Source organism: Leucobacter albus, from assembly GCF_039528015.1.
Classification (GTDB): Bacteria; Actinomycetota; Actinomycetes; order Actinomycetales; family Microbacteriaceae; genus Leucobacter; species Leucobacter albus.
The window spans coordinates 92,667-117,617 of sequence record NZ_BAAAKZ010000002.1 but is presented as its reverse complement, the minus strand read 5'-3'; the positions used below and the strand labels follow the sequence as shown (position 1 = coordinate 117,617).

Sequence of the window (24,951 nt, the reverse complement as noted above, 5' to 3'; positions counted from 1 at the left end):
TGAGCCGTGAGCGATGGGGCCGGTGGCGGTGCTCGTGCTGGCGTTGGTGGCGCCGGCGGGGCCGGTGGTGGTGCTAGCGCCGGCGGCGCCGGCGGGCAGCCGGTGGCGGGGCAACCGCGGCAGCCGGTAGTGCCGCGCCGGTCGGCGTCGCTGCTGCTCGTGCGCGACGATCCGCTGCGCGTGCTCATGCTCAGGCGAGGCAGCTCGCGCGGTGCGTTTCCGTCTGCGCTCGTGTTCCCCGGTGGCGTGCTCGAACCCAGCGACGCTGGGCTTGCCGCGGGGCACGTCGCGCGACGCGGTGCCGCCGGGGCGGGCGTAGCGGGGCGCGCCGCCGCGGGGCGCGCGGTCGCGCCGCCCGATGAGGCGGCATCCCTGCGCGTCGCGGCGATCCGCGAGGCCTGGGAAGAGGTCGGGGTGCTGCTTGCGCGCGACGCGAGCGACAGCCACCTCGCCGGCTCCGCGGTGCCCACCCCCGTTGCCGCGGGGGCCGGTGGGCTTGCCGGCGTGCTCGACGCGGCCGGAGCTCGGCTCGCGCTCGAAGACGTGGTGCCGTTCGGTCGGTGGATCACCCCGATCGGCGGCAAACGCCGCTTCGACACCGATTTCTTTCTCGCCCGCGCGCCAGAGGGCCAGGAGCCGACGGCCGACGGAGTCGAGGCGGTCGCGATTCGCTGGGTGCGGCCGGCCGAGGTGCCCGATCTGAGGAGCGAACTGCTGCTCCTGCCGACGCTCATGAACCTCAGGCGACTCGGGTCGTTCGCATCGGTCGCCGAGGCGATCGCCGGGGCTCCCCGCTTTCCGCGGGAGCCCGTCACGCCGACCGTGAGCATCGGCGACGACGGCACGCCGGTCGTGCGCATTCCGGCTGCGGCGGGGTACGGGGTGACGGAGTTTTTCCCGCAGGATCCCGGGCACTTCAAGCTCGAGGGTTAGGCCTGGCGCAGGGCCCCGTCGGGCGCCTGGTGCCGGGCCCCGTCGGGCGCCTGGGGCGGGGCCTCTGTCGGATTCCAAACGCAGGGCCCCTGTCGGGCGCCTGGCGCAGGGCCTCTGTCGGGCTCCAAACGCAGGGCTGCTCTCGGCCCCGGCGCCTACGCGGCCGGCGCCTACACGGCCGGCGTCTACACGGCCGGCGCCTACGCGGCCGGCGCGGCGGCGAAGAGAGCGCCGAGGGCGAGCTCGGCGAGGATCTCGCGCACCCGCGTCGGTGAGGCGAGCGAGCCGCTGTAGGGGGTCGAGTTCAGCAGGCCGAAGACCGCGTGTAGCCGCACGGTCAGGTCGGCGCGGCTTGCGCCGGGCATAAGGCGCTCGGTGACCTGCACCCACCCGTTCACGTAACGGCGCTGCAGGCTGCGCACGCGTCGCCGGGGCTCCTCCGGCAGATTGACGAGCTCGCGCTCCTGCGCAAGAATCACGTCTCGCTCGTTCGTGGCGAAGTCGAGGTGGAAGTGGACGAGCCTGCGCAGCGTCTCTTCGTCGCCGAGACTCTCAGCGATGATCGCCTCGTACCCGGCGAGCAGCCGCTCACTGGCCCCGACGAGCAGCTGCGTAAGAATGTCTTCTTTGCTCGAGAAGTGCCGGTAGAGCGCGGGGCCGCTCACTCCAACGGCAGAACCGAGCAGATCGATCGAAACTCCGCTGAAGCCGCGCTCTGCGATGAGCGACGCCGCGGCCTCGAGGTAGCGTTCGCGGCGCTCCGCTTTTGCGCGCTCCCGTGGCGATGCTGACATGGCCTCATCGTATCTCAGGGGCGCAACCTCGGCGAGAAGTTGCGCCGTGTCAGTTATCGAGCGGTAACACTGTGCCCGCGCGCGGTTCGCTGTTCACGGTGAGCAGGTCGCCGACCTCGCAGTCGAGCGCCCGGCAGATTGCGGTGAGGGTCGAGAAGCGGATCGCACGCGCCCTGTCGTTCTTGAGCACTGACAGGTTCACGATGCTCACTCCGACCCGCTCGCTGAGCTCGGTGAGGGTCATGCCGCGCTCGGCGAGCAGCTCGTCGAGGCGACAGTGGATCGCGTGCCCGTCTTCGGGTTCTGCCGGGCTCATATGAGCCCCTCGGTTTCCCGTTGCACGCGCGAGCCGACGGTGTAGGCGGTTGCAATGATGCCGAAGACAAACACCGCGATGAACAGCTGCACTGGGTTGAGCGCAAGCATGAAGTTGAAGAAATCTCCCTCGGAGAGATCGAGGAGTGCCTCTGTGGTGCCCATTTGCCTAAGGATAGGCGGGAGCATGTAGCCGAAGATGGCGGCAAAGCCAGTTGTCACGATCAGGGCGGTGTTGCCCCGACCGAAGAACACGCCGCGTAGTGCGCGCTGGCCGAGCAGCACCAGACAGACGATCACCGTCGTGATTGCGAGGAACTGCACTGCGGCCTCGGCGATCAGCAACCCGGTTGCTGGTGCGACGAGTTCGGGGATATTGACTGTCGCAGTGACCACGCCGGCTGAGACCTCCGCGCCACCCGGCCCCAACGGGAGCTTGCCCGCGAGGTCAAAGAAGTTGGCAGTGACAGTGTGTGGGCCCTGACCGAGGATTGCTGCCGTGGTAGAGACAAAGGAGACGGCGCTGCTGACGACGATTCCGGCACCGAGCAGCATGAGTGCGACGAGTGCGATGCGATCGGCTTTGGCTGGGCGATAGTTGGATGGGGCGGTCATGCGTATACGTCCTTGCGAGTGTCGGGCCTCGACCGGCAGTCGTGGGCCAGTTGATGAATCACACGAGCCCTTCGGTTTCGCGCTGCAGGCGGGCACCAACTGCATAGGCGACCGTCACAATGCCGAAGGCGAAGAGTCCGAGGAAGTACGGCATGAAATCGCCGCTGGTTCCGTAGACAGCCGGGCGAGCGACCGAGAGTCGGCTGATGATCTCGTTTGACGCCATCTGGCCGAAGAATGTCCATGCTCCGTATCCGGCCGCGGCCGCCAGACCGGCCCCGGTGAGGAGCGCGGTGTTGCTTCGATGGAACACGGTGCCGCGAATGGTGTTTCGCGCGAGGAGGGTGAGGCACACGATGATCGTCGCGATGGCTAGAAACGTGACCACCTCCTGGGTGATCAGTAGCCCCGTTTCTGGGCCGCTGAGCTCGGCTACTTTGAGGGTGCCTGTGGTGATTTCTGCCTGAGTGCCGCCACCTGAGCCAAGCTGAACCACAGTCTCGAGGTTGCGAGGGGTGACCGGGGCACGGTGCGGGCCGGGGCCGGTGATGCTGGCAACGCGGTTCCACAGGCGGATTGCCCGTTCGATGCCGATCGCCAAGCCCGTTGCGATAAGCGCGTAGAGCGTGACCCGGTCAACCGCGGCCGGGCGATGGGGCGAAGCCGCGGGCGCCCGTTTGGAGACATGCATGGAGGTTCCTTCCGTGGCTTTTATCGATTATCGATAGTATCGCTTATCGATAAGTTAGCGATGAAGTTTGGTTGCTGTCAAGTGTGGGTTCTCGGCATTGCGGGGCGGCAGGCGCGAGCGCGGCGGCGCGTAACGCCTCTGGCGAACACGGCCCCACGCACGCCCAAGGGCGCGTAGCCTTAAACCAGCGACGGATCCACACCCCGTGCGAGCCGTCAAGGAGGGTATAGATGTTTGAGAGATTCACTGACCGCGCTCGCCGCGTGATCGTGCTCGCCCAGGAAGAGGCGAAGCTGCTCAACCACAATTACATTGGTACTGAGCACATTTTGCTCGGCCTCATTCACGAGGGCGAGGGTGTCGCGGCGAAAGCTCTCGAGCAGCTCGACATTTCACTCGACGCTGTGCGCGCGCAGGTTACCGAGATCATCGGCACCGGCCAGCAGCCGCCGTCGGGGCACATTCCGTTCACGCCCCGCGCGAAGAAGATGCTTGAGCTGAGCCTGCGCGAGTCGCTGCAGCTCGGCCACAACTACATTGGCACGGAGCACATCCTGCTCGGCCTCATCCGCGAGGGCGAGGGTGTCGCAGCCCAGGTGCTCGTGAAGCTCGGCGCCGACCTGAACCGCGTGCGCCAGGCCGTGATCCAGCTTCTCTCCGGCTACCAGGCCGGCAAAGAGAACGCGACCGTCGGTGCCCCCGAGGCCGGCGACGCCCCCAAGGGCTCGCAGGTGCTCGACCAGTTCGGCCGCAACCTCACGCAGGCCGCCCGCGAGGGCAAGCTCGACCCCGTCATCGGGCGTGAGAAAGAGGTCGAGCGGGTCATGCAGATCCTCTCGCGCCGCTCGAAGAACAACCCCGTGCTCATCGGCGAACCGGGCGTCGGTAAGACCGCGGTCGTCGAGGGCCTCGCGCAGGCCATCGTCAAGGGCGAGGTGCCCGAGACGCTCAAGGACAAGCAGGTCTACGTCCTCGACCTCTCGTCGATGATCGCGGGTAGCCGCTACCGTGGCGACTTCGAGGAGCGCCTGAAGAAGGTCACCAAGGAGATCCGCAACCGCGGCGACATCATCATCTTCATCGACGAGATCCACACGCTCGTCGGCGCCGGTGCTGCTGAGGGCGCGATCGACGCAGCGAACATCTTGAAGCCGATGCTCTCGCGCGGCGAGCTGCAGACCATCGGTGCGACCACGCTCGACGAGTTCCGCAAGCACTTCGAGAAGGACGCGGCGCTCGAGCGCCGCTTCCAGTCGATCATGGTGAACGAGCCGTCGCTGCCGCACACCATCAACATTCTGAAGGGTCTGCGCGACCGCTACGAGGCGCACCACAAGGTCTCGATCACCGACGGCGCGATTGTCGCCGCCGTGAATCTCGCGGATCGCTACGTGCAGGATCGCTTCCTCCCAGACAAGGCCATCGACCTGATTGACGAGGCCGGCGCACGCCTGCGCCTCTCGATTCTGTCGAGCCCGCCCGAGCTGCGGGAATTCGACGAGAAGATCGCCGTGGTTCGCGCCGACAAGGAGCAGGCGATCGAGGCGCAGGATTTCGAGAAGGCCGCGAACAAGCGCGACGAAGAGAAGAAGCTCATCGCCGAACGCCTCCGCCTTGAGAAGCAGTGGCGCGCGGGTGACGTTGCGACGAATGCCGAGGTCGATGAGGGGCTCATCGCCGAGGTGCTCGCGCAGGCGACCGGTATTCCCGTGTTCAAGCTCACCGAGGAAGAGACCTCGCGTCTCCGCTTCATGGAGGATGCCCTGCACCAGCGGGTCATCGGCCAGAACGAGGCGATCTCGGCGCTCGCGAAGACGATCCGCCGCCAGCGCGCTGGCCTGAAAGATCCGAAGCGCCCCTCGGGCTCGTTCATCTTCGCCGGCCCCACGGGCGTCGGTAAGACCGAGCTCGCGAAGGCACTCGCCGAGTTCCTGTTCGACGACGAAGACGCGCTCATCTCGCTCGACATGTCGGAGTACGGCGAGAAGCACACCGTTTCGCGCCTGTTCGGTGCCCCTCCCGGGTTCGTCGGGTTCGAAGAGGGCGGCCAGCTCACCGAGAAGGTGCGCCGCAAGCCGTTCTCCGTCGTGCTCTTCGACGAGATCGAGAAGGCGCACCCCGACATCTTCAACTCGCTGCTGCAGGTGCTCGAAGAGGGGCGTCTCACCGACGGCCAGGGCCGCGTGGTCGACTTCAAGAACACCGTCATCATCATGACGACGAACCTCGGCTCGTCGGCGATCGCAGGCGGCCCGGTTGGGTTCCAGCTCGAGGGTGACTCGCAGGTCGGCTACGAGACGATGAAGGGCAAGGTCAACGAGGAGCTCAAGAAGCACTTCAAGCCCGAGTTCCTGAACCGTGTCGACGACACGATCGTGTTCCCGCAGCTGTCGAAGCCAGAGCTCCTGCAGATCGTCGACCTGTTCGTGAAGCAGCTGAAGGATCGCCTGCTCGACCGCGACATGTACATCGAGATCACGACGCCCGCGCGCGAGCGGCTCGCAGAGATCGGGTACGACCCGACGCTCGGCGCGCGCCCGCTGCGTCGCGCGATGCAGCGTGAGATCGAGGATCAGCTCTCGGAGAAGATCCTCGGCGCCGAACTGCTCGCGGGTGACACCGTGATGGTCGACGTCAAGGAGGGCAAGTTCACCTTCGACACGAAGCGTGACCAGCAGAAGTCGCACGGCGAGGCCTCGGCCTCAGCCGCGGCAGCTGCCGCATCGACCGGCATCACGCCCGGCCAGGGAGAATAACTCCCAGCCCTCAGGGGCAGATCGCACGGGGAATTGCAGGGGCTCGGCATTGCGCCGGGCCCCTGCTGTGTGTTTTTGGGAGCTCTACGCCTGGGGCACGGGCACGTGGCCTGGGCGACTGGGCTCTGGGCGACTGGGCTCTGGGCCTGCCGCAGATAGGTGATCTGCACGCGATAGGCCCAGATCGCCCGAGGTCTACCGTGTGAGCGCAGATCGCCGATGCACCGCAGCGGCTTGCTTCTTCACCGCGGCAACCGTGCAGACTCGCCGACCCCTATCCTGAGCACCTCCACCCGCCCCCGCACCCGGTGTGGTCGGCGGCATTCCGCTACACAGCGGGAGCCCCTCACCCCGGCTCACCCGTAAGGCCCCTGCCGGTCGGCGCGGGCGCCGCGGGCGCTCTCTCGACCCCGGCCGCACGCTCTGCGGTAGATAGATGATCTGCTCGCGATAGGCCCAGATCGCCCGAGGTCTACCGTGTGAGCGCAGATTGCCGATATACCGCAGGAGCGGCCTTGGTCCCCGGCCTCTGGCTCTGCCCGGAGCGCAGCCCGAGGGCCTGCGGTAGATAGGTGATCTGCTCGCGATAGGCCCAGATCGCCCGAGGTCTACCGTGTGAGCGCAGATTGCCGATGTACCGCAGCGGCTCGCACCTGCGGCAGGGCCGGGGCCCGAGCCGGCGCGGGCGCCTAGCGGCCAGCCGCGGCCTCGTGCGCGAGCAATCTTTGCTTCACCTCGGTGCCAAACAGGTACCCGCCAAACCCGCCATCGGCGCGCACTATGCGATGGCACGGCACGATGAGCGCTACGAGGTTCGTCGCACACCCCGAGGCCGCCGCGCGCACGGCAGCGGGCCGACCGGCAAGGGCGGCAAGTTCGCTGTAGGTCACCGCCCTGCCAGGGGCCACCTGACGCAGCGCGCGCCACACCTCCCCGCGAAAGGGCGTCTCTCGTTGCGCCACAGTGAGGCGGTCAATCGCACCGAGATCGCCTGCGGCATAGGCCGCGAGCGCAGCCGGCACCGCTCCCGTAGCCGCGGGGGCCGGGGCGAGGCCCCGCCCTGCCAGCACGGGGTTGCTGGCGCGCAGCCGCTCCCACAGCGGGTCGACCGTCGGGTCAGCAACCCCGGCGCCAGCGGCCCCGGCGCCAGCCGCCCCGGCCCCAGCTGCCCCGGCGCCAGCTGCCCCGGCCCCAGCGGCCCCGGCGCCAGCAACCCCGGCGCCCGTCGCCCAGAACCCGGCCGCACGAACCGTGTCGTCTTCGGGCGACCAGATGGCGAGAAACGAGTGGCCGATAATGTCGGCGGTGGCCCAGGCGAGCGGTTCGGTCATCAAGCACTCCAAGTGTCGTGGTGGGGGAGCCCAAGCGGGCGGGTGGGTGGGTGTGGCGCCGTCAGCCGCCCTGAGCGGCAAGAAAATCAGCCCAGAGCAGCTGGGTGGCGTAGCCGCGGTAGGGGCGCCAAGGCTCGGCGAGCCGCTCGGCGGCCGGGGCGCTGTCGACGCCCAGGGCGCGGCGCAGAATCAGGTCGCCGGCGGGGTAGGCGTCGGGGTCGCCGAGCGCGCGCATTGCGATCAGCTCGGTCGTCCACGGCCCGATGCCACGAATCTGCAGCAGCTCGGCGCGCGTTCGCGCCCGGTCGGCGCCGGGGTGAAGCTCGAGGCCGTCAGTGAGCGCTCCGGCGAGGGCTCGCAGCGTCGCTGCCCGGGCGCCCGTGATGCGCAGGCGCTGCTGCAGTGCCTCGGCAGACTCCGCGGCGACCCGCGCGACGTCGACCAGGCCGAAGAGTGAGTCGCCCGGCGCCGCGTACGCCGCGATGAGCCGGCCCTGGAGCGTGCGCGCCGCCGCAAGCGACACCTGCTGCCCGAGCACGGTCGCGAGCGCGAACTCGTTGCCGTCGCGCGCGCCGGGCAACCGCAGCCCCGGTCGAGCGGCGGCGAGCGGGCCGAGCAGCGGGTCTTGGCCGAAGGCGGTGGCGAGCTGGCCGGGGTCTGCGTCGAGATCGAGCATGCGCCGCGCGATCTGAATCGCGGGCATCGTGTCGGCGAGGCTCGGCAGGGTAAGCACGACGGGAACGCCGAGCGTGGTGCCTGTCTGCTCGGCAGGCGGCGCAATCTCGCCCCACGCGATGACGACCTGCGCGGTGCCGCCGGGCACGTCGAGCGCGTGCGTCGAATCGCCGCCAGCATCGCCCGAGACAAGATCGCGCCCGCCAATCGCGTGGGCCGCGAAGAACGCGCGGGTCGCGACCGGGTCGAATGGGGTGCGAGTCTGCAGCCGCAGCGCGAGGCGCGGCTGCGCAGGGGAGAAGGGGTCGTCGGCCGAAACGCCGGGACCGGCGCTAACGCCACCCCCATCAACAGCAGCGGCCCCGGCACCCACACCGCGCCCGGCGCCGGCCGAGCCCCGCCAACCCCGTGGCAGCGCAGACGGCGCCACCCCGAACTCCTCGCGCATCGTCTCGCCAAACTGCCTGACGCTGCCGAACCCCGAGGCGAACGCGACGTCGGAGAGCGGCAGCGACGTCTGCTCGATCAGCACGCGCGCTGCGTGGGCGCGGCGCGTTCGGGCGAGCTGGATGGGCGTTGCGCCGATTTCGTCGAGCAGCATGCGCCGCAAATGCCGCTCACTCACCGCGAGCTCGCGCGCGAGGCCGGCGACGCCCACTGCGTCGATTGCACCGTCGCGGATCCGCCGCACAGCGCGCGCGACGAGGTCGCCCCGGTGATCCCAGTCGCGGCTCCCCGGGAGCGCGTCTGGTCGGCAGCGTTTGCACGCGCGGAAGCCGGCCGCGACGCATGCGGCCGCGCTCGGAAAGAAACGGCAGTTCTCGGGCTTCGGCTTGCGCGCGGGGCACGATGGCCTGCAGTAGATGGCCGTGCTCGTGACGCCGAGATAGATGCGCCCGTCCCACCGCTGGTCGCGACCAGACGCGGCCCGATAGCAGGCGTCAAAGCTGAGCGGTAGCGAGGCAAACGTTGGGGTCACGTGAATATTCTGCCGCGCCGCCGCGCGCCCCGCACGCGGAAAACGGACACGGCCGTTGGGTGCGGGCAGCGCACTAGACTTTGGGAATGAGCATGAGCGACCCCAGCGCTATCACTGTCCGCCCGGCGACCACGCACGACGTTGCGAAGATCGTCGGTCTGATGGAGCCGCTCGTCGCGAGGCGAATCTTGCTCGGCAAAGATCTTGTCGAGCTCTACGGCGCCGTTCCCGGGTTCATGGTCGCCGAAGACGGTGACGGCCGAGTCGTCGGCTATGGCGCCCTGCACGTGATGTGGGAGCACCTCGGCGAGGTGCGCACGCTTGGCGTCTCGGAGGAGTACCTCGGCCGCGGCGTAGGTCGCGCCGTGCTGCTTGCGCTCGAGCAGCGTGCGCGAGACCTTGGGCTCAAGCAGTTGTTCTGCCTGACGTTCGAGACCGAGTTTTTTGGCCGCAACGGCTTTGAAGAGGTTGGCGAAGACACCGAGCTCGTCGCCGCCGATGTGTACGCAGAGCTGCTGCGCTCGCACGACGAGGGCATCGCCGAGTTCCTGGATCTAGCCAGGGTAAAACCAAACACGCTCGGCAACACCCGCATGTTGAAGCGGCTATCGCAGTAACTCGGGGTACGCTGTGGCCATGGCCAGGCGTCCTTCCCAAGACCCGTCCGATGAGCACGGGGTGAGGTCGGCGCTGCGCGATCCGGTCGGCCCGAAAGATCGCAGCGTCTATCTGCGGCGTCGGTTGATCGTGTTGCTCGGGCTCGTTGCGGTGGTCGCAGCGATCGTGCTGATTATCGTGCGGCCAGGTTCGAGCAGTGGATCGAGCACGTCGAACACTGTTGAACTGCCGAGCGACGTTGCGGCGAAGCCAGACGCAGACAAGGCGAAGGCCGGCGCGCCAGCGGCGTGCGCGGCTGGCTCGCTCGAGGTCGTCGCGGTGACGGATCAGGGCTCGTATGGCGACGGAGAGCTCCCGCAGCTCTCGCTGAGCGTCGAGAACACGGGCTCAGAGGAGTGCGTTGCAGACCTCGGCACCGCTGGCATGTCGTTCACCGTTTCGAGTGGCAGCGACGACGTGTGGCGTTCGACCGACTGCCAGGTTGACGCGGAGTCGCTGCCCGTCGTGCTGAAGGCCGGCGAGAAGCTGACGACGGAGTCGATTCCGTGGGATAGGACGCGTTCGAGCACGGAGACCTGCGAGATCAGCCGAGACCCGGTGGTGGCGGGCGGCGCCTCCTACCACCTCGCGGCTGCGGTCGGTGGCGTTGCCAGCGAAGAAACCGCGCAGTTTCTGCTGTATTAGGCGAGCGGGCGCGTAGCGCCGCGTAGACTCGGCTGCATGACTCAGCTGCCACCAGACCCCGATCAGCACGCCCCGCAGGCCGAGCCCGCACAGCCGGAGCCCGCGCAGCCGGTACCGGGTCAGCAGCCGGCGCCCGAGTACGGCCAGCCGACCCAGCCGCAGGCTGCGCAGCCCGGCTACGGCCAGGCCTCGGAGTACGGCCAGCCGGTGCAGCCGGGGTACGGCCAGCCGGTGCAGCCGGGCTACGGGCAGCCGGCGCCCGGCTACGGCCAGCCGGTGCAGCCCGGCTACGTGCAGCCCGGCTACGCGCAGCCAGCGTATCTGACCTCGGGGCAGTACCCGCCGGTGAAACCGCCGATGAACGTGTTCGCGATTATCGGCTTCATCGGGGTGTTTTTCTTCAGCCTCGTCGGCATCATTCTCGGCCATATCGGCCTGAGCCAGATTAAGCGCACGGGCGAGAGCGGGCGCGGCCTCGCCCTCGCGGCGACGATTATTGGTTACGTGCGTATTGGCATCGAGACGATCGTGGTGGTGAGCTGGCTCGCGGTGCTGGGCTGGTTCGGGTTCTCGGCGAGCACATCCGCCGCGCCCACCTTCCCCGAGTCAGACTCCGGCTACTCGGAGGAGTACGACTCGCAGTCGGGGAGCGGCTCTGACACGGGCTCGACCGATGGCGACATCGACTTCTCGAACGCCCCGTGGGTTGGCACCGACGGCGAGGCGTTCTGCTCGGCGCTGCTCACGCCAGACGCGTCGGTAGAGCTCGGCTCCGTCGAATACTACGAGAACCTGCTGCCGCTCACTGAAGATCCGGCGGCGCGCGCCGCGATCGAGGAGCGGATCGCGAACGTGCAGGCCACCCCCGACGGGTCGGTGGGCGGGGCGCAAGACCACTTCCAGAATCTGAGCGACTGGGCTGAGGTCAGCGCCGAGTTGACCTTCGCGTGCCTCGGGGTCGACTCCGCGCCCTAACGAGCGGCGCGCGTGTGCGTGCTGGGTGCCGCGGGCAGTGCGCCCTGGCACCCAACACCCTCCCTCGCGCCCTGCGCGGGCGCCCGCCGCCGCTACCCAGCTGCGACGGCCCGCCCCGCCGCGCGGCCCGAGAACAGGCAACCGCCGAGAAACGTGCCCTCGAGCGCGTTGTAGCCGTGCACTCCGCCGCCACCAAAGCCCGCTGCCTCGCCGACCGCGTACAGCCCGGCAATGGGGGTGCCATCGGCTCCCAGCGCGCGCGATGACAGGTCGGTCTGAATGCCGCCGAGCGACTTTCGCGTGAGCACGTGCAGCTTGATGCCGATGAGCGGGCCCGCGGCTGGGTCGAGCAGTTTGTGCGGCTTCGTCGTGCGCGTGAGCCGGTCGCCGAGGTAGCGCCGCGAGTTGTGCACGCTCATGGCCTGAGCGTCTTTCGAGAACGAGTTCGTAAACTCTGCGTCGCGCGCACGCACCACGGCCTCGACCGCGGCGGCGTCGAGCAGCGGCTCCGCGGTGAGCGCGTTCATCTTCGCGACGAGTTCTGGCACGGTGTCGGCCGTGACAAAGTCTTCGCCCCGGTCGATGAACGCCTGCACGGGCCCGGGCGCGCCCGAGCCGAGGCGGGTCTTCAGCAGCAGTTTCTTATCGCGCGTGGTGAGGTCTGGGTTCTGCTCCGAGCCCGACAGCGCGAACTCCTTCGCCGCGATCTTGCTCGACACGATGAACCAGGAGTGGTCGTGCTCCGCGAGCCCTGGCAGCGTGCGCAGCAGCTTGAGCGTGCCGAGCGTGTCGTGGCCCGGCAGCCCGGGCGCGGGCAGCCGCCGCCCGAGCGCGTCGAGCCACAGCGGCGACGGCCCCGGCAGAATACGAATCGCGTGGCCCGGCCACACGGGGTACCAGTTCTTGATGCCCTCGGTGTAGTGCCACATGCGGTCGCGGTTGACGAGCCGAGCCCCCGCCTCGCCCGCGATGCCGATCATGCGGCCATCGACATACGCCGGCACGCCCGTCACCATCTCGCGCGGAGCGCTTCCGAGCCGCTCCGGCCAGTGTTGCCTGACGAGCTCGTGGTTCCCGCCGATGCCGCCGCTCGCGATGATCACCGAGCCGGCCCGCAGCTCGAACTCGCCCGCGGCGTCGCGGGGTGACGGGGCCCCGCGATCCGCCCCGCTCGGCGCGAGCACGGTGCCGCGCACCCCGACCACCGCCCCGCCCTCGGTGATGAGCTCGTCGACGCGGTGACGGTGTGCGAGCTTCGTGCGCCCTGCAGCGACGGCGTCGTGCGCTGCCCTCACGAACGGTTCGACGACTCCGGTGCCCGTTCCCCACGCAACGTGAAACCGGGGCACTGAGTTGCCGTGCCCGGTCGCGGTGAGATCTCCCCGCTCGGCCCAGCCCACCATCGGGGTGAGATCGACGCCGACCTCGCGCAGCCACGAGCGCTTCTCGCCGGCCGCCCACTCGACGTAGGCGCGCCCCCAGCGCGAGGCCCAGCCGTCTTCGGGGGTTTCGCCTGCGAGCCTGTCCCACTGCGCGCTGCCCTGCCAGTCTTGCCAGGCGAGCTCGAACGAGTCTCGCACGCCGAGCCGGCGCTGCTCGGGTGAGTCGACAAGAAACAGCCCGCCAAACGACCACCAGGCCTGGCCGCCGAGATCTTGCGGCCCCTCCTGGTCGAGCACGATCGTGCGTAGCCCAGCGAGGTACGCCTCTCGAGCCGCGACAAGCCCCGAGAGCCCGGCCCCAACAACAATGACATCAGCGTCCATGCCGCCATGCTACGCGTCGGCGTCAACCTCCGCGAAGGTTTCTGCCAGCTGCTGGCCCGAGAGCGCCTGAATCGCGAGCATCATGCGCTCGGTCGTCTCGCGGCGCGCCCGCCCGGCGGGTAGCGCTGCGAGGTCGGAGAGATCGAGCGGAGGGCCAAAGTGGATCCCGACCCGCTGGCGCCTCCCTGTGCTGGGGTCGCGCAGCTTTCGGTTCGACCCGACGATTCCGACGGGCACGACGGTCGCGCCCGTCGCAAGCGCCAGCCAGGCCGCGCCCCCGCGGCCGCGGTAGAGCCGCCCGTCGCGCGAGCGGCTCCCCTCGGGAAACACCGTGAACACGCCCCCGGCGGCGAGCACGTCGCGGCCCGCTTCAAGGGCGAGCTGGCCTGCGGCTGCGGATCCGCGATCGACGGGAACCGCCCCAATGCCGCGGAAAAACCACCCGCCGATCGCCCCGCGAAACAGCGAGGCCTTCGCGAGAAACTGCACCCTGCGCGGCGCGAAAGACGGCAGTAGCACCGTGTCGAGCATCGACTGGTGGTTGCTGACCATGAGCACCGGGCCCGTCGCGGGGAACCACTCGCGGCCCGTCACGCGCGGCCTGAACAGCAGCCAGAGCAGTGGCCGGAGAATCGCGCGGCCGATATAAAATACCGGGCCGGGGGTGGCGGGGGAGTTCGCTGATGGCACGGCAAGCAGTGTATCGGGCCGCCCCCGCCGGCCCCGCCGGGAACGCCAGGCTAGCCGGCGTAGTCGCCGGCCGCTGGCAGGCCGAAGAACTCCTCGAGCGTGTTCACGCCCTGGGCGCGCAGCTCGGTCGCGAGCTCGGGGCCGACGTAGCGGTAGTGCCACGGCTCGAAGTGGTAACCGGTGATGCCCTCGAGCCCGTTCGGGTAGCGCATCGTGAACCCGAACTCGGCCGCGCGCGAGTTCAGCCACTGCCCGGCCGCGGTGTCGATGAAGCACTCGTCGAGCGTGCACGCGTCGTTGCCGGCAAAGTCAGCGGTGAGCCCGGTCTGGTGCTCGGAGTGGCCGGGCCGGGCCGAGGTCGTGTCGGCGAAGGCCTGGCCCTGGTTCGCGACGAAGTTGCCGTAGACGCTGACCTGGGTGTCGTAGCTGCGGTACGCGCTGACGATGTGGATCGCGACGCCGTCGGCGGCCGCGGCCGCGACCATGCGCTCGGTGGCCTCGGCAGCAACCGCGCGCAGCGGCTGGCCGTTCGTGCTGTGCACGTTCGGGGTGACGAGGTCGGTCGGAATGTAGTTCTGCGGGTTGAGCGGGCGCAGCTTGTTCACGATGACCCAGATCGAGTTTGGGTCATCGAGCGACAGCGCCGCCTTGTCGAAGCCCGGAGGGGCGGGCTGCTCCGTTGGCTCGGGCTCGGGCTCGGCCGTTGGCGCAGGTTTCGTCTCTACGCTTGGCCCCGGCCCGGGCGCGGTGGGGTGGATCGCGTCGGGTTCGGCGGCACACGAAGCGAGCGCGCCGAGACCGACGAGGGCCACGAACGCGGTGGCCGCGATGCGGGCCGCGAGCGCGGTGCTGCGAGCTGTCATGTGCTTCAGCCTAGCGCGGTGTGCGCGGCGCGCGCCCGCAAGATGGGTTGCCCGAGTCGGCGGGCCGATCAGAGGGCCGCGGGCGGCGCCTGCGCGATCCTAAGCCGAATGTCGCGCGCGGGTGGCAGAATGAAAGCATGGTGATTGGAACCGCAGACCTGCCTGACCCCGACGGGCCGGAGGATCGGCCGTCGCCGGCGGGCAACCCCGGCTGGCTGAACGACGAGGAGCTCGCGTTCGTGCGGGGCCGAACCCCGGTGCTGTATGTCGAGGCGGTTCCCGTGCGGCTCGACGGGCTCGGCAAGGTGATCGAGGTGGGGCTGCTGTTGCGTAGCACCCCCGAGGGGCACCTCACCCGGGCATTCGTGTCGGGCCGCGTGCGCTTCGGTGAGCCGCTGCGCGAGGCGCTGTACCGGCACCTTGAGAACGATCTCGGGCCGATGGCCTTCCCCCAGATGCCGTCGACGCTCATGCCGGCGCAGGTCGCGGAGTACTTTCCCATGCCGGGAATGTCTCAGTTCGTCGACGAGCGGCAGCACGCCGTCTCGCTTGTCTACGTCGTGCCGGTGACGGGCAGCTGCGACCCGCGCCAAGATGCGCTCGAGGTGACGTGGATGACCCCGGAAGACGCGCTGTCGCCCGGCACACTCGACGAGCTCCCCGGCGGGCGCGGGGCGCTGCTGCGGCAGGTTCTCGGTAACGTCGGCTGTTAGGTGTGACGCGCGGGGCGGATCCGCGGAGCTGATCTGCCCGGCCCCGCCGGCCCGCGTCGACTGCGCTCGGCCGATCCGCTCGCCAACTACCCGCGCTGGTACGCGGCAACGGTCTCGGCGAGCGCGGTGCCCCACGGGGTAGCCGTGACGCCGAGCGCGGCCTCGGTGTCAGCGGTGTCGACGAGAAACGGTGCCTCGAACTGGTACGCGCAGCGCGCCACCTCGCGCAGTTGCGCGTCGAACGCGCCGAGCGCGCGCAGTAGTGGCGTTGGGATGCCGCGCACGCGACCAGCGACCCCCGTGATCGCTTCGACCTCTGCGGCGATGTCGCGCTGGCTGCGCGCGTGGCTCGGCACGAGCCACGGCCTGCCCCAGAGGCCCGATGGGGCGCTCGCTGCGGCAACGAGCGTGCGCGCGATGTCTGGCAGGTAGCTCCAGGCGTGCGGCTGCGCGGGGTCGCCGACGGCCCAGGCGGTCTTTCCCGCGAGCAGCGGGTCGAAGAAGCGGTGCCCGAGGTGCGCGGTCGGGCCGGCGCCGGGGCCGAAGTAGTCGCTCGCGCGCACCTCGACGGCCCGAATCTCGCCGCGCGAGTGGGCAGCGAGCACGTCTGCCCAGCCGCGAGCACGGATCTCGCCCTTGTGCTCGGCGGGGCGCGGTGCGTCGGCGGCGGTCATGGGGTGGGTGACCCTGCCGTGGGCGTAGAGGTTGCCCATCACGACGAGGCTCGCCCCGCTGTTTCTGGCAGCGGCTATCGCGGCCTCGAACACCGGCGGCCACTCGGTCGCCCACGCCGGGTAGGGCGGGTTCGTGCAGAGAAAAATCGTGTCGGTACCGCGCGCTGCGCGGGAGACGTCCGCCGGGCTACCGGCGTGGAGCGCGACCGGGGTCGCGCCCGGAAGCGGTGTGCCGCGGCGGCTGGCGACAGTCACGCGGTCGCCGCGGGCAGCGAGTTCGCGGGTGAGCGCGGCGCCGATGAGGCCCGCGCCGAGGACGAGGTGGGTGGGCATGAGATCCTTCCGGTGGCAGTAACGAGAACTACAACGAGAGCAGTGCTCTCTGATAGTAGGCCAGCGTGATCGCGTACGCAAGAGCAGTGCTCTCTCTTTTGGGTGCGGTAGATTGTCCCGGCACCCGCAGCGCGAGAGAATGTGGGTATGTACCCTGAACCGCCGGCGAAGACCGGCGCCGCGCACGCCGCCTCCGAAACGCCCGGCACCGCAGCGGCGCCCGCCTCCGCCGCACCCACCGCTGACGCCGCGCCCGGGCCCCGCCAGCTGCACCGCGAGGCCACCACGTCAGAGATCCTCAGGCTCGCGCGGGCGCAGCTCGCCGAGGTCGGCCCTGCTGGCCTCTCGCTGCGCAAGATCGCGCGCGAGATGGATCTCGTCTCGTCTGCGGTCTACCGCTACTTCCCGAGCAGGGACGCGCTGCTCACCAGGCTCATTCTCGACGGGTACAGCGAGTACGGTGCGGCGGTTGAGCTGGCCGAGGCGCCCGTGAGCCGCGATGACCACCGGGCGCGGTTTGAGGCTGCGGCTGCCGCCCTGCGCGACTGGGCGCTCGCGAACCCCAACAGCTACGCCCTCATCTACGGGTCGCCCGTGCCCGGGTACCACGCGCCGCAAGATACCATCGCGGCGGCGAGCCGGGCCGGCCTCGTGCTCATGCGCATTCTTGAAGACCTGCGGGCGGCGGGCCACGCGTTCCCGGCCGGCGGCGAGGTGTTTGCCCAGGGCGACGCGGTCGCCCACCTGCGAGACCGGCTCGGGCCGACGCTCGATGCCGGGCACATCGCGCTCGGCATCGACGTGTGGAGCCACCTCATGGGGCTCATCTCGTTCGAGACGTTCGGGCAGTTCACGAACATGATCACCGACCCGGGGCGCTTCTACCGGGCCGCGGTCGCCGAATCACTCACCCGCTTCGGGCTGTAGGGCGTGCGCGCCCGATGCGTTCGAGCGCTAAGCACTCGCTCCGTTCGCTTCCTGCGCTACGCCGCCCGCGCGCCGTTGGCGCTGCGCCGCCCGCGCGCCGTTGGCGCTGCGCCGCCCGCTCGCGGCTTGCGCTCCGGCTCGCCCCGCCGTTTCGCCCCGCCGTTTCGGCTACGCCGCCCGGCGCTCCCAGGCAATGAGGTAGGCCTGAGAGAACCCGCGCGAGCACTTGCCGCACGAGGCCTCGCGCACGGGCTTGCGAAAGCGGTAGTGCTCGTGCCCGCCGGGGCAGTGCCCGACCCAGGGAGCTCGCTCGTGGGCGATCTCACCGTGGTGGGTGCGGCCGCCGACATACCCGAGCTCGCGAGCGATGCGCATCCAGCGCGGCCCGTGCGCGGCATCGGGGTCGGCCAGCGCGTGCGCGACCTCGTGCAACAGCACCTGGTGAATCTCGTCGTCTTCGAACTTCTCGGCGAGGTATTTCGAGACGGTGATGCGCCTGTCGGTGTAATTGCAGAGCCCCGCTCGGCGCTTCGCGTTGTCAAACGCAAAGCTCCACGCGCCAGCGCCGAAGCGTGGGTCGAGGTGGTGCCTGATGAGCGCGTCGGCCCAGGCGCGCACCCGATGCAACTCGCTCACGGCTAGGCCCCGAACAGCCCTGGCGAGGGCGCGGGGGAGTCTACCGCCGTCGCGTCGGTGACGGGCTTCGTCGACCCGATGAGCTCCCTGAGCTCGCGGTCTGCGAGCAGTCGTGCGGGGTGGGGGCCACCTGCGAGGAGCCGCGGCAGCCAGTCGAGCTCGCTGCCAGCGGAACCCGCCGCGCCGTTCGAGGCGACGATCACGACGTTGCCGAAGCGGCGACCCTTGAGCACCTGCGGCTCGGCGATCGCGGCGACCTCGCGAAACAGCGTGGTGAGTGTCGCGAGCTGACCGCGCACGAACGGCAGGCCCGTGCCGTCGGCTGCGTTCACCACGACGAGGCCGTCGGGCGCAAGCAGCGGGCGCACCAGCTCGTAGAACTCGACGCTCGACACGTGCGCGGGCGTCTGCGCGCCCGAGAAGATATCGACGACAACGAGATCCATCGCGCCGTGCATGCCTGCCGGGAGCTTGCCGAGCACCTCGCGGGCGTCGCCGTGGCGCACGCGAATGCTCGCGCGCTTCGGCAGCGGCGCGGCTTCGCGCACGAGGTCGACGAGCGCGCTCTCGAGCTCGACAATTTGCTGCCTACTGCCGGGTCGTGTCGCCTCGACGTAACGGGGTAGCGAGAACGCGCCACCGCCGAGGTGCAGCGCCGAGATCGGTTGCCCGCTCGGCCTGAAGAGATCGATGACGTGGCCGATGCGGCGCATGTACTCGAAGAACAGGTCTGACGGGTCGCGGAGGTTCACGTGGGATTGTGGTGTCCCGTCGATGACGAGCTCGATGGCGCCGTCGACCCAGCGGTCGGCCTCGATTGACGCGAGCCGGCCCGATGCGAGCCTGACGGGTGGCGGGAGAATCACACCAGCCCGAGCTCGGCGAGCTTCGCGCGCATGTCGGCGTCGCTCGGCTCCACCTGGTGGGTGCCGTCGGGGTAGGTGATCACCGGAATGTTTTTGCGCCCGCTGATGTCTTCGGCGACGTCTGCGGCCTCGGGGGTCTCGACAAGGTCGATCCACTCGTAGGCGACGTTCGCCTCGCCGAACACGCGCTTCGCGCGGCGGCAATCTCCGCACCAGTCGGCGCCGAAGACGCGAATGCCCTGGGTCTCGCTCTGCTGGCTCTCGGCCTGTTGTGTCTCGCTCATGCTGCCAATCTTACGGACTTCCCCCGACATCGGGCCTGAACGCCCTTGGCTGTGGAAAACCACCGCTGGTCACCCCGGCCGGGGCGACCGCTACCGGCCGCGCCTCACGCCGCGCGGCCGCCAGATTCGCTGCGCGATCAGCGCGGCGCAAATCCCGAGAATCGCGCCGGCAACGGTGTCGCTGAGCCAATGCACGCCGAGGGCGGTGCGGCTCCACATCATCGCCAGCGTCCAGCACACCGCCGCGATCCAGATCCACGTGACCGAAGCGCGCGTCACGAACGTGGCGCCGCGACGGTACACCGACGTGACCGCGTAGGCAACAGACACCGCGAGCGCCGCGGCGCCCATCGAGTGGCCCGAGGGGAACGAATAGCCGTCCCACGCGTACAGAGCGTCGATGGGGCGGGGGCGCGCGACGAGAGCCTTCGCGAGCTCCGAGAGCGCGACCCCGAGCACGAGCGCGGTCGCGAGCGCTGCGGCCTCGCGCCCAAACTGGCGGGTGAGTAGCAGTGCGCAGGCGACGGCCCCGCAGGCCGCGACGCCCACAGCCGAGCCGATCTCGGCCATAAACGCCGCGACCGTGAACGCGACGGAGCCCGGCGTGAGTCGCGCGGCTTCGCGCCACGCCTCGTCAAGGGGCAGCGGCCCGCTCGCGCCGAAGTGCAGGTAGGCGCCGAGAGCAGCGACCGCGATGATCCCAAGGATCGCCCAGGCGACACTTGGGGCCGCGGGCTTCGAAGTCATACAACTCACAGTAACGGGCGCGGCTGCCCGGCGCCTGGCAGCGAGCCTTGCGTTTGCTGAGTTCCGCGCCGGTGCGGGGCCCGTGAGGCTACTCGGCGGGTGGTCGCGGCGGATCCGCGGGGTTCGAGCCCCACGGTGTCGGCGGGGCCGGGGGTGCCGGCGGGGTGGGGGGAAAGACCTGCGCGTTCGTATGGCTCGAGTACTGGGGTGCGACCGCGAAGGGGTCTGGCAGCTGCGCGGGCTGGTAGCCCGCGGCGCGGGCCGCGTGATACTGCTGCAGCGAGGCCGCGAGCGGATCGTGCCGGGTGCGGGCGTCGAGATACACATTGGTGATCGCCGTCACGAGCACGGGCAGGAACGCGGCGCTCGCGAGGGAGACCGGGAGCCCTGAGAGATACGCCGCGAGCACGCGGGGGCCGGTGACGCCGATCTCCCAGGAGGCGGCTGGAACGAGCGCCTGCGTGACCGCCCAGAACAGCAGGCTCAGCAGGCCAATGGCGGCGCCCATGACGAGCGCGATAAGCAGGTAGAGCCCAACGACGCGCCAACTGCGACCGCGGGTAAGCGCCCACGACCTTTGCAGCGATGCCCACCCGCCGACGCCCTCGCACACGATCACTGCGGGCGCGAGCGAGATCCGAGCCGCAAACCAGAACAGTGGGATGCCGATCGCGATCGTGAGTAGCACGAACGCCACGATTGCCGGCCCCATAGCGGGGCTGATAGCGGCGGCAATGCCGACGAACAGCAGCCCACCGAGAAACCCGAGGATGCCGGCGACGAAGCCGGCCGCGAATGCGAACCCGAGCACCAAGCCGCCGTAACCAAGGAGCCTGCCGAGCAGGGGGCGGGTCGCGGCCCACAGCTCGGCCGAGGTACCGCGATGCCCGAGCGCCTCGAAGCGCACATTGTTTGCAACGAACCCCTGGAGCACCGCGCCGCCGAGCGCCGACACAACCGCGTAGATGATTGTCGACACCATCATGAGGGCGGCAACGCCGAGCGCAGCTGGGTCGACGCCCGAGGGCGTTGGATCGCCAAGACCGCTTGCGTCATAGAGCGCGGTCGGCACAGCAAACACGAGATGCATCGCGAGCGGCAGGAGCATCGCCCACAGCACGAGCGGCTTCGGGTTCTGCGCGACCGCGCGGAAGCCGCGGCTGAATAGCGTGCCGAAGGTCAGCGGGCCGGTGTGGAGCGGCGGCACCGCTACTCCCGTTGCCTGTGGGGGCTGCGGTCGGTTGTAGTTCGTCATGCGCTTCGGTGCTCCTGAGGCTCGTCGTACGGGGTGGTGCGCCCCCAACGCCCAGCCAGTCTGACACGCTTTTGGTGAAGCTGAGAGTCGATGCAGGTATCTCCTTGTCAGGCGATAACGATGGTGTTACAGTAGAAAGCTGCACTATGGACACGAGTCTGCCTTCATATAGCGGAAGGCCTCGGGAGTTGGCGCGCAGGCGCAGATGAACCCCGTGTGACCGCAGAGCATTTCTTCGCAAGACCAAGTCAACCGGCCCGACGGGGCCCACGGAGGTACTTCCTTGGCTGCTGCGCCCAACGCATCGTCCACTAATAACCCGAAGAACGGTCGCAACCACTCGCGACTCTCATTCGCCAAGATTTCCGACACGCTGTCGGTGCCGAACCTGCTGGCACTGCAGCTCGAGAGCTTCGACTGGCTCGTCGGCAACGACGCGTGGGCTGCACGCGTCAAAGAGGCGCAGGCTCAGGGGCGCGATGACATCGCGCTGAAGAGCGGCCTCGAGGAGATCTTCGAGGAGATGTCCCCGATTGAGGACAACGCTGGCACCATGCAGCTCTCCTTCGAGAACCCGATTCTCGACGAGCAGAAGTTCTCGATCGACGAGTGCAAGGAGCGCGGCAAGACCTATTCCGCTCCGCTCTACGTCGAGGCTGCGTTCTACAACACCGAGACCCAGGTGCTCAAGAGCCAGACGGTCTACATGGGCGACTTCCCGCTCATGACCGACAAGGGCACGTTCATCATCAACGGCACCGAGCGCGTTATCGTCTCGCAGCTCGTCCGTTCGCCAGGCGTCTACTTCGAGCGCCAGCAAGAGAAGACCTCCGATAAAGACGTCTTCTCGGCACGCGTGATTCCGAGCCGCGGCGCGTGGCTCGAGTTCGAGATCGATAAGCGCGACCAGGTTGGCGTGCGCATCGACCGCAAGCGCAAGCAGTCGGTCACCGTGTTCCTGAAGGCGCTCGGCATGACCACCGCCGAAATTCTCGAGGAGTTCGCGGGCTACGAGTCGATCGCGCTCACCCTTGAGAAGGACGGCGTCGTCGAGAAGGAGGGCGTGAACCTCCAGGAAGAAGCCCTCAAGGACATCTACCGCAAGCAGCGCCCGGGCGAGCAGGTTGCGATCGAGGCTGCGCGCGCGCTGCTCGACAACAGCTACTTCAACCCGAAGCGCTACGACCTCGCGAAGGTCGGCCGCTACAAGATCAACCGCAAGCTCGGCCTCGAAGCGCCGATCACCGATTCGGTGCTCTCGCTCGAAGACATCGTTGCGACGATCAAGTACCTCGTCGGTCTGCACGCAGGCACCGAGACGCTCCCGGGCACCCGCGAGGGCAAGGCCTTTGACAACCGTCTCGACACCGACGATATCGATCACTTCGGTAACCGTCGCATCCGCGCCGTCGGCGAGCTCATTCAGAACCAGGTGCGCACCGGCCTCAGCCGCATGGAGCGCGTCGTTCGCGAGCGCATGACCACGCAGGATATCGAGGCGATCACCCCGAACACCCTGATCAACACGCGCCCCGTGCTCGCGGCGATCAAGGAGTTCTTCGGCACCTCGCAGCTGTCGCAGTTCATGGATCAGAACAACCCGCTTGCGGGCCTGACGAACAAGCGCCGCCTGTCAGCCCTCGGCCCCGGCGGTCTCTCGCGCGACCGCGCAGGCGTCGAGGTGCGTGACGTTCACCCGTCGCACTACGGCCGCATGTGCCCCATTGAGACCCCTGAAGGCCCGAACATTGGCCTGATCGGCGCGCTCGCAACGTTCGCGCGCATCAACGCGTTCGGCTTCATCGAGACCCCGTACCGTCGCATCGTTGACGGCACCGTCACCGATCAGGTCGACTACCTCACTGCCCACGAAGAAGACGAGTTCCTCATCGCGCAGGCAGGGGCTCCCGTCGACAAAAACGGCAAGTTCGCCGAGAAGCAGGTGCTCGCGCGCCCCCGCGGCTCCGAGGTGCAGCTCGTCGACGCCGATCAGGTCCAGTACATGGACGTCTCGGCGCGCCAGATGGTGTCGGTCGCAACCTCGCTCATTCCGTTCCTCGAGCACGACGATGCGAACCGCGCGCTTATGGGCGCGAACATGCAGCGTCAGGCTGTGCCGCTCGTGCGCTCGGAGTCGCCGCTCGTCGGCACCGGCATGGAGGGCTATGCTGCCATCGACGCCGGCGACGTGATCGTCGCCGAGCAGGCTGGCGTGATCCAGGACGTGTCGGCTGACGTCGTGACCGTGATGCTCGACGAGGGCGGCACGAAGAAGTACTACATGCGCAAGTTCGATCGCTCGAACCAGGGCACGAACTACAACCACCGCGTTATCGTGAAGGCTGGCGAGCGCATCGAGGCCGGCGAGGTCATCGCCGACGGCCCCGCAACCGAGAACGGGGAGCTCGCGCTCGGCAAGAACCTGCTCGTCGCGTTCATGCCGTGGGAGGGCCACAACTTCGAGGACGCGATCATCCTCAGCCAGAACCTCGTGAAAGACGACACGCTGTCGTCGATTCACATCGAGGAGTACGACGTCGACGCGCGCGACACCAAGCTCGGCAAGGAGGAGATCACCCGCGATCTCCCGAACGCGAGCATGGAGGCACTGAAGGATCTCGACGAGCGCGGCATCATCCGCATCGGCGCCGAGGTCAACCCGGGCGACATCCTTGTCGGCAAGGTCACCCCGAAGGGTGAGACCGAGCTCTCGGCCGAGGAGCGCCTGCTCCGCGCGATCTTCAATGAGAAGAGCCGCGAGGTTCGCGACACCTCGCTGAAGGTGCCGCACGGCGTTGCCGGCACCGTCACCTCGGTGAAGGTATTCGACGCTGAGAACGACAACGACGATGACCTCGGGTCGGGCGTCAACCAGCGCGTGGTCGTCTACATTGCGCAGAAGCGTAAGATCACCGAGGGCGACAAGCTCGCTGGCCGCCACGGCAACAAGGGCGTCATCTCGAAGATCCTCCCCGTCGAAGACATGCCGTTCCTCGAAGACGGCACCCCCGTCGACGTGATCCTCAACCCGCTCGGCATCCCCGGCCGCATGAACTTCGGCCAGGTGCTCGAGGTTCACCTCGGCTGGATCGCGAAGCAGGGCTGGAAGGTCGACGGTAACCCGGAGTGGGCTGCGAAGCTCGCGAAGGCGTCGCTCGAGGCCGCGCCGAACACCAAGGTTGCGACCCCGGTGTTCGACGGCGCCTCGGAGCTCGAGATCGCTGGCCTCCTCGACTCGACCACGCCGAACCGCGATGGCGAGCGCCTCATCGACTCCAGCGGTAAGACCCGCCTGTTCGATGGCCGCTCGGGCGAGCCGTACCCGTACCCGATCGCAGTCGGCTACATGTACATCCTCAAGCTGCACCACCTCGTCGACGACAAGATCCACGCGCGTTCGACCGGCCCGTACTCGATGATCACCCAGCAGCCGCTCGGTGGTAAGGCACAGTTCGGCGGCCAGCGCTTCGGTGAGATGGAAGTGTGGGCCCTCGAGGCCTACGGCGCCGCGTACGCGCTGCAGGAGCTGCTCACGGTCAAGTCCGACGATATCCTCGGCCGCGTGAAGGTCTACGAGGCCATCGTGCGCGGCGAGAACATCCCGGAGCCGGGCGTGCCCGAGTCGTTCCGCGTGCTCATGAAGGAGATGCAGTCGCTCTGCCTGAACGTCGAGGTGCTCGGTGCCGACGGTAACGCCGTCAGCCTGCGCGACAACGACGACGAGGCGCACCGCACCGCCGAAGAGCTCGGTATTAACCTGTCAACCCGCTTCGAGGCAGCCTCGGCTGACGAGATCTAAATTGATCGGCGCCCCGCGATAGCGCGGGGCGC

At 68.8% G+C, this 24,951-nt stretch carries 23 protein-coding genes; 8 read left to right on the top strand and 15 right to left on the bottom strand.

Annotation, left to right across the window (positions count from 1 at the left end; translation table 11 throughout):
• Positions 1 to 6: 6 nt before the first annotated feature.
• Positions 7 to 933, top strand: coding sequence for an NUDIX hydrolase (locus ABD115_RS02100; protein ID WP_343957723.1), 927 nt, complete (start codon positions 7 to 9; stop codon positions 931 to 933).
• Positions 934 to 1,133: 200 nt separating this feature from the next.
• Here ABD115_RS02100 and ABD115_RS02095 read toward each other — a convergent pair whose 3' ends face one another.
• The 4 genes from ABD115_RS02095 to ABD115_RS02080 are packed head-to-tail and all read right to left on the bottom strand — an operon-like array spanning position 1,134 to position 3,348.
• On the bottom strand, positions 1,134 to 1,727 hold the full coding sequence (locus ABD115_RS02095; protein WP_343957721.1) for a TetR/AcrR family transcriptional regulator: 594 nt from the start codon (positions 1,725 to 1,727) through the stop codon (positions 1,134 to 1,136).
• A 49-nt stretch (positions 1,728 to 1,776) separates the two neighbouring features.
• Positions 1,777 to 2,043, bottom strand: a complete 267-nt coding sequence (locus ABD115_RS02090) for a helix-turn-helix domain-containing protein (RefSeq protein ID WP_343957719.1) — start codon at positions 2,041 to 2,043, stop codon at positions 1,777 to 1,779.
• A complete protein-coding gene (locus ABD115_RS02085) occupies positions 2,040 to 2,657 on the bottom strand; it encodes a hypothetical protein (protein ID WP_343957717.1) in 618 nt (205 codons plus the stop codon). Before ABD115_RS02085 ends, ABD115_RS02090 begins: the two co-directional genes overlap by 4 nt.
• Before the next feature lie 58 nt (positions 2,658 to 2,715).
• Complete coding sequence (locus tag ABD115_RS02080) at positions 2,716 to 3,348, bottom strand: hypothetical protein (protein WP_343957715.1); 633 nt, start codon at positions 3,346 to 3,348, stop codon at positions 2,716 to 2,718.
• 230 nt (positions 3,349 to 3,578) lie between these two features.
• Between ABD115_RS02080 and ABD115_RS02075 the strand changes: the two genes are divergently transcribed.
• Positions 3,579 to 6,104 (top strand): ATP-dependent Clp protease ATP-binding subunit, encoded by a 2,526-nt coding sequence (locus ABD115_RS02075; protein WP_343957713.1) that lies wholly within the window; start codon positions 3,579 to 3,581, stop codon positions 6,102 to 6,104.
• Between the two features lie 689 nt (positions 6,105 to 6,793).
• Here the strand turns inward: ABD115_RS02075 and ABD115_RS02070 are convergent.
• Both ABD115_RS02070 and ABD115_RS02065 read right to left on the bottom strand, forming a co-directional pair.
• Positions 6,794 to 7,435, bottom strand: coding sequence for a methylated-DNA--[protein]-cysteine S-methyltransferase (locus ABD115_RS02070; protein WP_343957712.1), 642 nt, complete (start codon positions 7,433 to 7,435; stop codon positions 6,794 to 6,796).
• A gap of 61 nt (positions 7,436 to 7,496) precedes the next feature.
• Positions 7,497 to 9,089 carry a DNA-3-methyladenine glycosylase 2 family protein gene (locus ABD115_RS02065; RefSeq protein ID WP_343957710.1) on the bottom strand — a complete coding sequence of 531 codons (1,593 nt, stop codon included), beginning with the start codon at positions 9,087 to 9,089 and terminating at the stop codon, positions 7,497 to 7,499.
• Positions 9,090 to 9,175: 86 nt separating this feature from the next.
• On the opposite strand from ABD115_RS02065, the gene ABD115_RS02060 reads away from it, so the two are divergent.
• The 3 genes from ABD115_RS02060 to ABD115_RS02050 are packed head-to-tail and all read left to right on the top strand — an operon-like array spanning position 9,176 to position 11,366.
• Positions 9,176 to 9,706, top strand: a complete 531-nt coding sequence (locus tag ABD115_RS02060) for an amino-acid N-acetyltransferase (RefSeq protein WP_382388791.1) — start codon at positions 9,176 to 9,178, stop codon at positions 9,704 to 9,706.
• A 19-nt stretch (positions 9,707 to 9,725) separates the two neighbouring features.
• Positions 9,726 to 10,391 carry a hypothetical protein gene (locus tag ABD115_RS02055; RefSeq protein WP_343957708.1) on the top strand — a complete coding sequence of 222 codons (666 nt, stop codon included), beginning with the start codon at positions 9,726 to 9,728 and terminating at the stop codon, positions 10,389 to 10,391.
• A 36-nt stretch (positions 10,392 to 10,427) separates the two neighbouring features.
• Entirely contained in the window at positions 10,428 to 11,366 is a 939-nt protein-coding gene (locus tag ABD115_RS02050; protein ID WP_343957706.1) for a DUF4190 domain-containing protein, read from the top strand.
• Positions 11,367 to 11,458: 92 nt separating this feature from the next.
• On the opposite strand, the gene ABD115_RS02045 is transcribed toward ABD115_RS02050, so the two are convergent.
• Genes ABD115_RS02045 through ABD115_RS02035 form a run of 3 tightly spaced genes read right to left on the bottom strand, consistent with a single transcriptional unit; the run spans position 11,459 to position 14,685 of the window.
• The gene (locus tag ABD115_RS02045; protein WP_343957704.1) at positions 11,459 to 13,132 is read right to left on the bottom strand and encodes an FAD-binding dehydrogenase; all 1,674 of its coding nucleotides are present in this window, start codon (positions 13,130 to 13,132) and stop codon (positions 11,459 to 11,461) included.
• 9 nt (positions 13,133 to 13,141) lie between these two features.
• Positions 13,142 to 13,822, bottom strand: a complete 681-nt coding sequence (locus tag ABD115_RS02040) for a lysophospholipid acyltransferase family protein (protein ID WP_343957702.1) — start codon at positions 13,820 to 13,822, stop codon at positions 13,142 to 13,144.
• A 50-nt stretch (positions 13,823 to 13,872) separates the two neighbouring features.
• A complete protein-coding gene (locus tag ABD115_RS02035) occupies positions 13,873 to 14,685 on the bottom strand; it encodes a M15 family metallopeptidase (protein WP_343957701.1) in 813 nt (270 codons plus the stop codon).
• Between the two features lie 137 nt (positions 14,686 to 14,822).
• Between ABD115_RS02035 and ABD115_RS02030 the strand changes: the two genes are divergently transcribed.
• The gene (locus ABD115_RS02030) at positions 14,823 to 15,398 is read left to right on the top strand and encodes a DUF4916 domain-containing protein (RefSeq protein WP_343957700.1); all 576 of its coding nucleotides are present in this window, start codon (positions 14,823 to 14,825) and stop codon (positions 15,396 to 15,398) included.
• Between the two features lie 86 nt (positions 15,399 to 15,484).
• Here the strand turns inward: ABD115_RS02030 and ABD115_RS02025 are convergent, their stop codons facing one another.
• On the bottom strand, positions 15,485 to 16,405 hold the full coding sequence (locus ABD115_RS02025; protein WP_343957698.1) for an NAD-dependent epimerase/dehydratase family protein: 921 nt from the start codon (positions 16,403 to 16,405) through the stop codon (positions 15,485 to 15,487).
• A 147-nt stretch (positions 16,406 to 16,552) separates the two neighbouring features.
• Between ABD115_RS02025 and ABD115_RS02020 the strand changes: the two genes are divergently transcribed.
• Complete coding sequence (locus tag ABD115_RS02020) at positions 16,553 to 17,332, top strand: TetR/AcrR family transcriptional regulator (RefSeq protein ID WP_343957696.1); 780 nt, start codon at positions 16,553 to 16,555, stop codon at positions 17,330 to 17,332.
• A gap of 168 nt (positions 17,333 to 17,500) precedes the next feature.
• Here ABD115_RS02020 and ABD115_RS02015 read toward each other — a convergent pair whose 3' ends face one another.
• The 5 genes from ABD115_RS02015 to ABD115_RS01995 form a co-directional block, all read right to left on the bottom strand.
• A complete protein-coding gene (locus ABD115_RS02015) occupies positions 17,501 to 17,968 on the bottom strand; it encodes a SprT-like domain-containing protein (protein WP_343957694.1) in 468 nt (155 codons plus the stop codon).
• Positions 17,969 to 17,970: 2 nt separating this feature from the next.
• Positions 17,971 to 18,834, bottom strand: coding sequence for a spermidine synthase (locus ABD115_RS02010; protein WP_343957691.1), 864 nt, complete (start codon positions 18,832 to 18,834; stop codon positions 17,971 to 17,973).
• Positions 18,831 to 19,118 (bottom strand): glutaredoxin domain-containing protein, encoded by a 288-nt coding sequence (locus ABD115_RS02005; RefSeq protein WP_343957689.1) that lies wholly within the window; start codon positions 19,116 to 19,118, stop codon positions 18,831 to 18,833. The genes ABD115_RS02010 and ABD115_RS02005 overlap by 4 nt, the downstream gene beginning before the upstream one ends.
• Positions 19,119 to 19,208: 90 nt before the next feature.
• The gene (locus tag ABD115_RS02000) at positions 19,209 to 19,865 is read right to left on the bottom strand and encodes a phosphatase PAP2 family protein (RefSeq protein WP_343957687.1); all 657 of its coding nucleotides are present in this window, start codon (positions 19,863 to 19,865) and stop codon (positions 19,209 to 19,211) included.
• An 88-nt stretch (positions 19,866 to 19,953) separates the two neighbouring features.
• Complete coding sequence (locus tag ABD115_RS01995) at positions 19,954 to 21,120, bottom strand: DUF7847 domain-containing protein (protein ID WP_343957686.1); 1,167 nt, start codon at positions 21,118 to 21,120, stop codon at positions 19,954 to 19,956.
• Between the two features lie 283 nt (positions 21,121 to 21,403).
• Here ABD115_RS01995 and rpoB point away from each other — a divergent pair, with 283 nt between their 5' ends.
• Positions 21,404 to 24,919 carry a DNA-directed RNA polymerase subunit beta gene (gene rpoB, locus ABD115_RS01990; protein WP_343957684.1) on the top strand — a complete coding sequence of 1,172 codons (3,516 nt, stop codon included), beginning with the start codon at positions 21,404 to 21,406 and terminating at the stop codon, positions 24,917 to 24,919.
• The last annotated feature ends 32 nt before the right edge of the window (positions 24,920 to 24,951 follow it).

Bases quoted from the DNA above. Each gene is read 5' to 3' on its own strand.
- ABD115_RS02090 (WP_343957719.1), bottom strand. From the start codon at position 2,043: ATGAGCCCGGCAGAACCCGAAGACGGGCACGCGATCCACTGTCGCCTC.
- ABD115_RS02045 (WP_343957704.1), bottom strand. From the start codon at position 13,132: ATGGACGCTGATGTCATTGTTGTTGGGGCCGGGCTCTCGGGGCTTGTC.
- ABD115_RS02075 (WP_343957713.1), top strand. From the start codon at position 3,579: ATGTTTGAGAGATTCACTGACCGCGCTCGCCGCGTGATCGTGCTCGCC.
- ABD115_RS02095 (WP_343957721.1), bottom strand. From the start codon at position 1,727: ATGTCAGCATCGCCACGGGAGCGCGCAAAAGCGGAGCGCCGCGAACGC.
- ABD115_RS02035 (WP_343957701.1), bottom strand. From the start codon at position 14,685: ATGACAGCTCGCAGCACCGCGCTCGCGGCCCGCATCGCGGCCACCGCG.
- ABD115_RS02060 (WP_382388791.1), top strand. From the start codon at position 9,176: ATGAGCATGAGCGACCCCAGCGCTATCACTGTCCGCCCGGCGACCACG.
- ABD115_RS02000 (WP_343957687.1), bottom strand. From the start codon at position 19,865: ATGACTTCGAAGCCCGCGGCCCCAAGTGTCGCCTGGGCGATCCTTGGG.
- ABD115_RS02030 (WP_343957700.1), top strand. From the start codon at position 14,823: ATGGTGATTGGAACCGCAGACCTGCCTGACCCCGACGGGCCGGAGGAT.
- ABD115_RS02070 (WP_343957712.1), bottom strand. From the start codon at position 7,435: ATGACCGAACCGCTCGCCTGGGCCACCGCCGACATTATCGGCCACTCG.
- ABD115_RS02050 (WP_343957706.1), top strand. From the start codon at position 10,428: ATGACTCAGCTGCCACCAGACCCCGATCAGCACGCCCCGCAGGCCGAG.
- ABD115_RS02005 (WP_343957689.1), bottom strand. From the start codon at position 19,118: ATGAGCGAGACACAACAGGCCGAGAGCCAGCAGAGCGAGACCCAGGGC.
- ABD115_RS02020 (WP_343957696.1), top strand. From the start codon at position 16,553: ATGTACCCTGAACCGCCGGCGAAGACCGGCGCCGCGCACGCCGCCTCC.
- ABD115_RS02055 (WP_343957708.1), top strand. From the start codon at position 9,726: ATGGCCAGGCGTCCTTCCCAAGACCCGTCCGATGAGCACGGGGTGAGG.
- ABD115_RS02080 (WP_343957715.1), bottom strand. From the start codon at position 3,348: ATGCATGTCTCCAAACGGGCGCCCGCGGCTTCGCCCCATCGCCCGGCC.
- ABD115_RS01995 (WP_343957686.1), bottom strand. From the start codon at position 21,120: ATGACGAACTACAACCGACCGCAGCCCCCACAGGCAACGGGAGTAGCG.
- ABD115_RS02085 (WP_343957717.1), bottom strand. From the start codon at position 2,657: ATGACCGCCCCATCCAACTATCGCCCAGCCAAAGCCGATCGCATCGCA.
- ABD115_RS02025 (WP_343957698.1), bottom strand. From the start codon at position 16,405: ATGCCCACCCACCTCGTCCTCGGCGCGGGCCTCATCGGCGCCGCGCTC.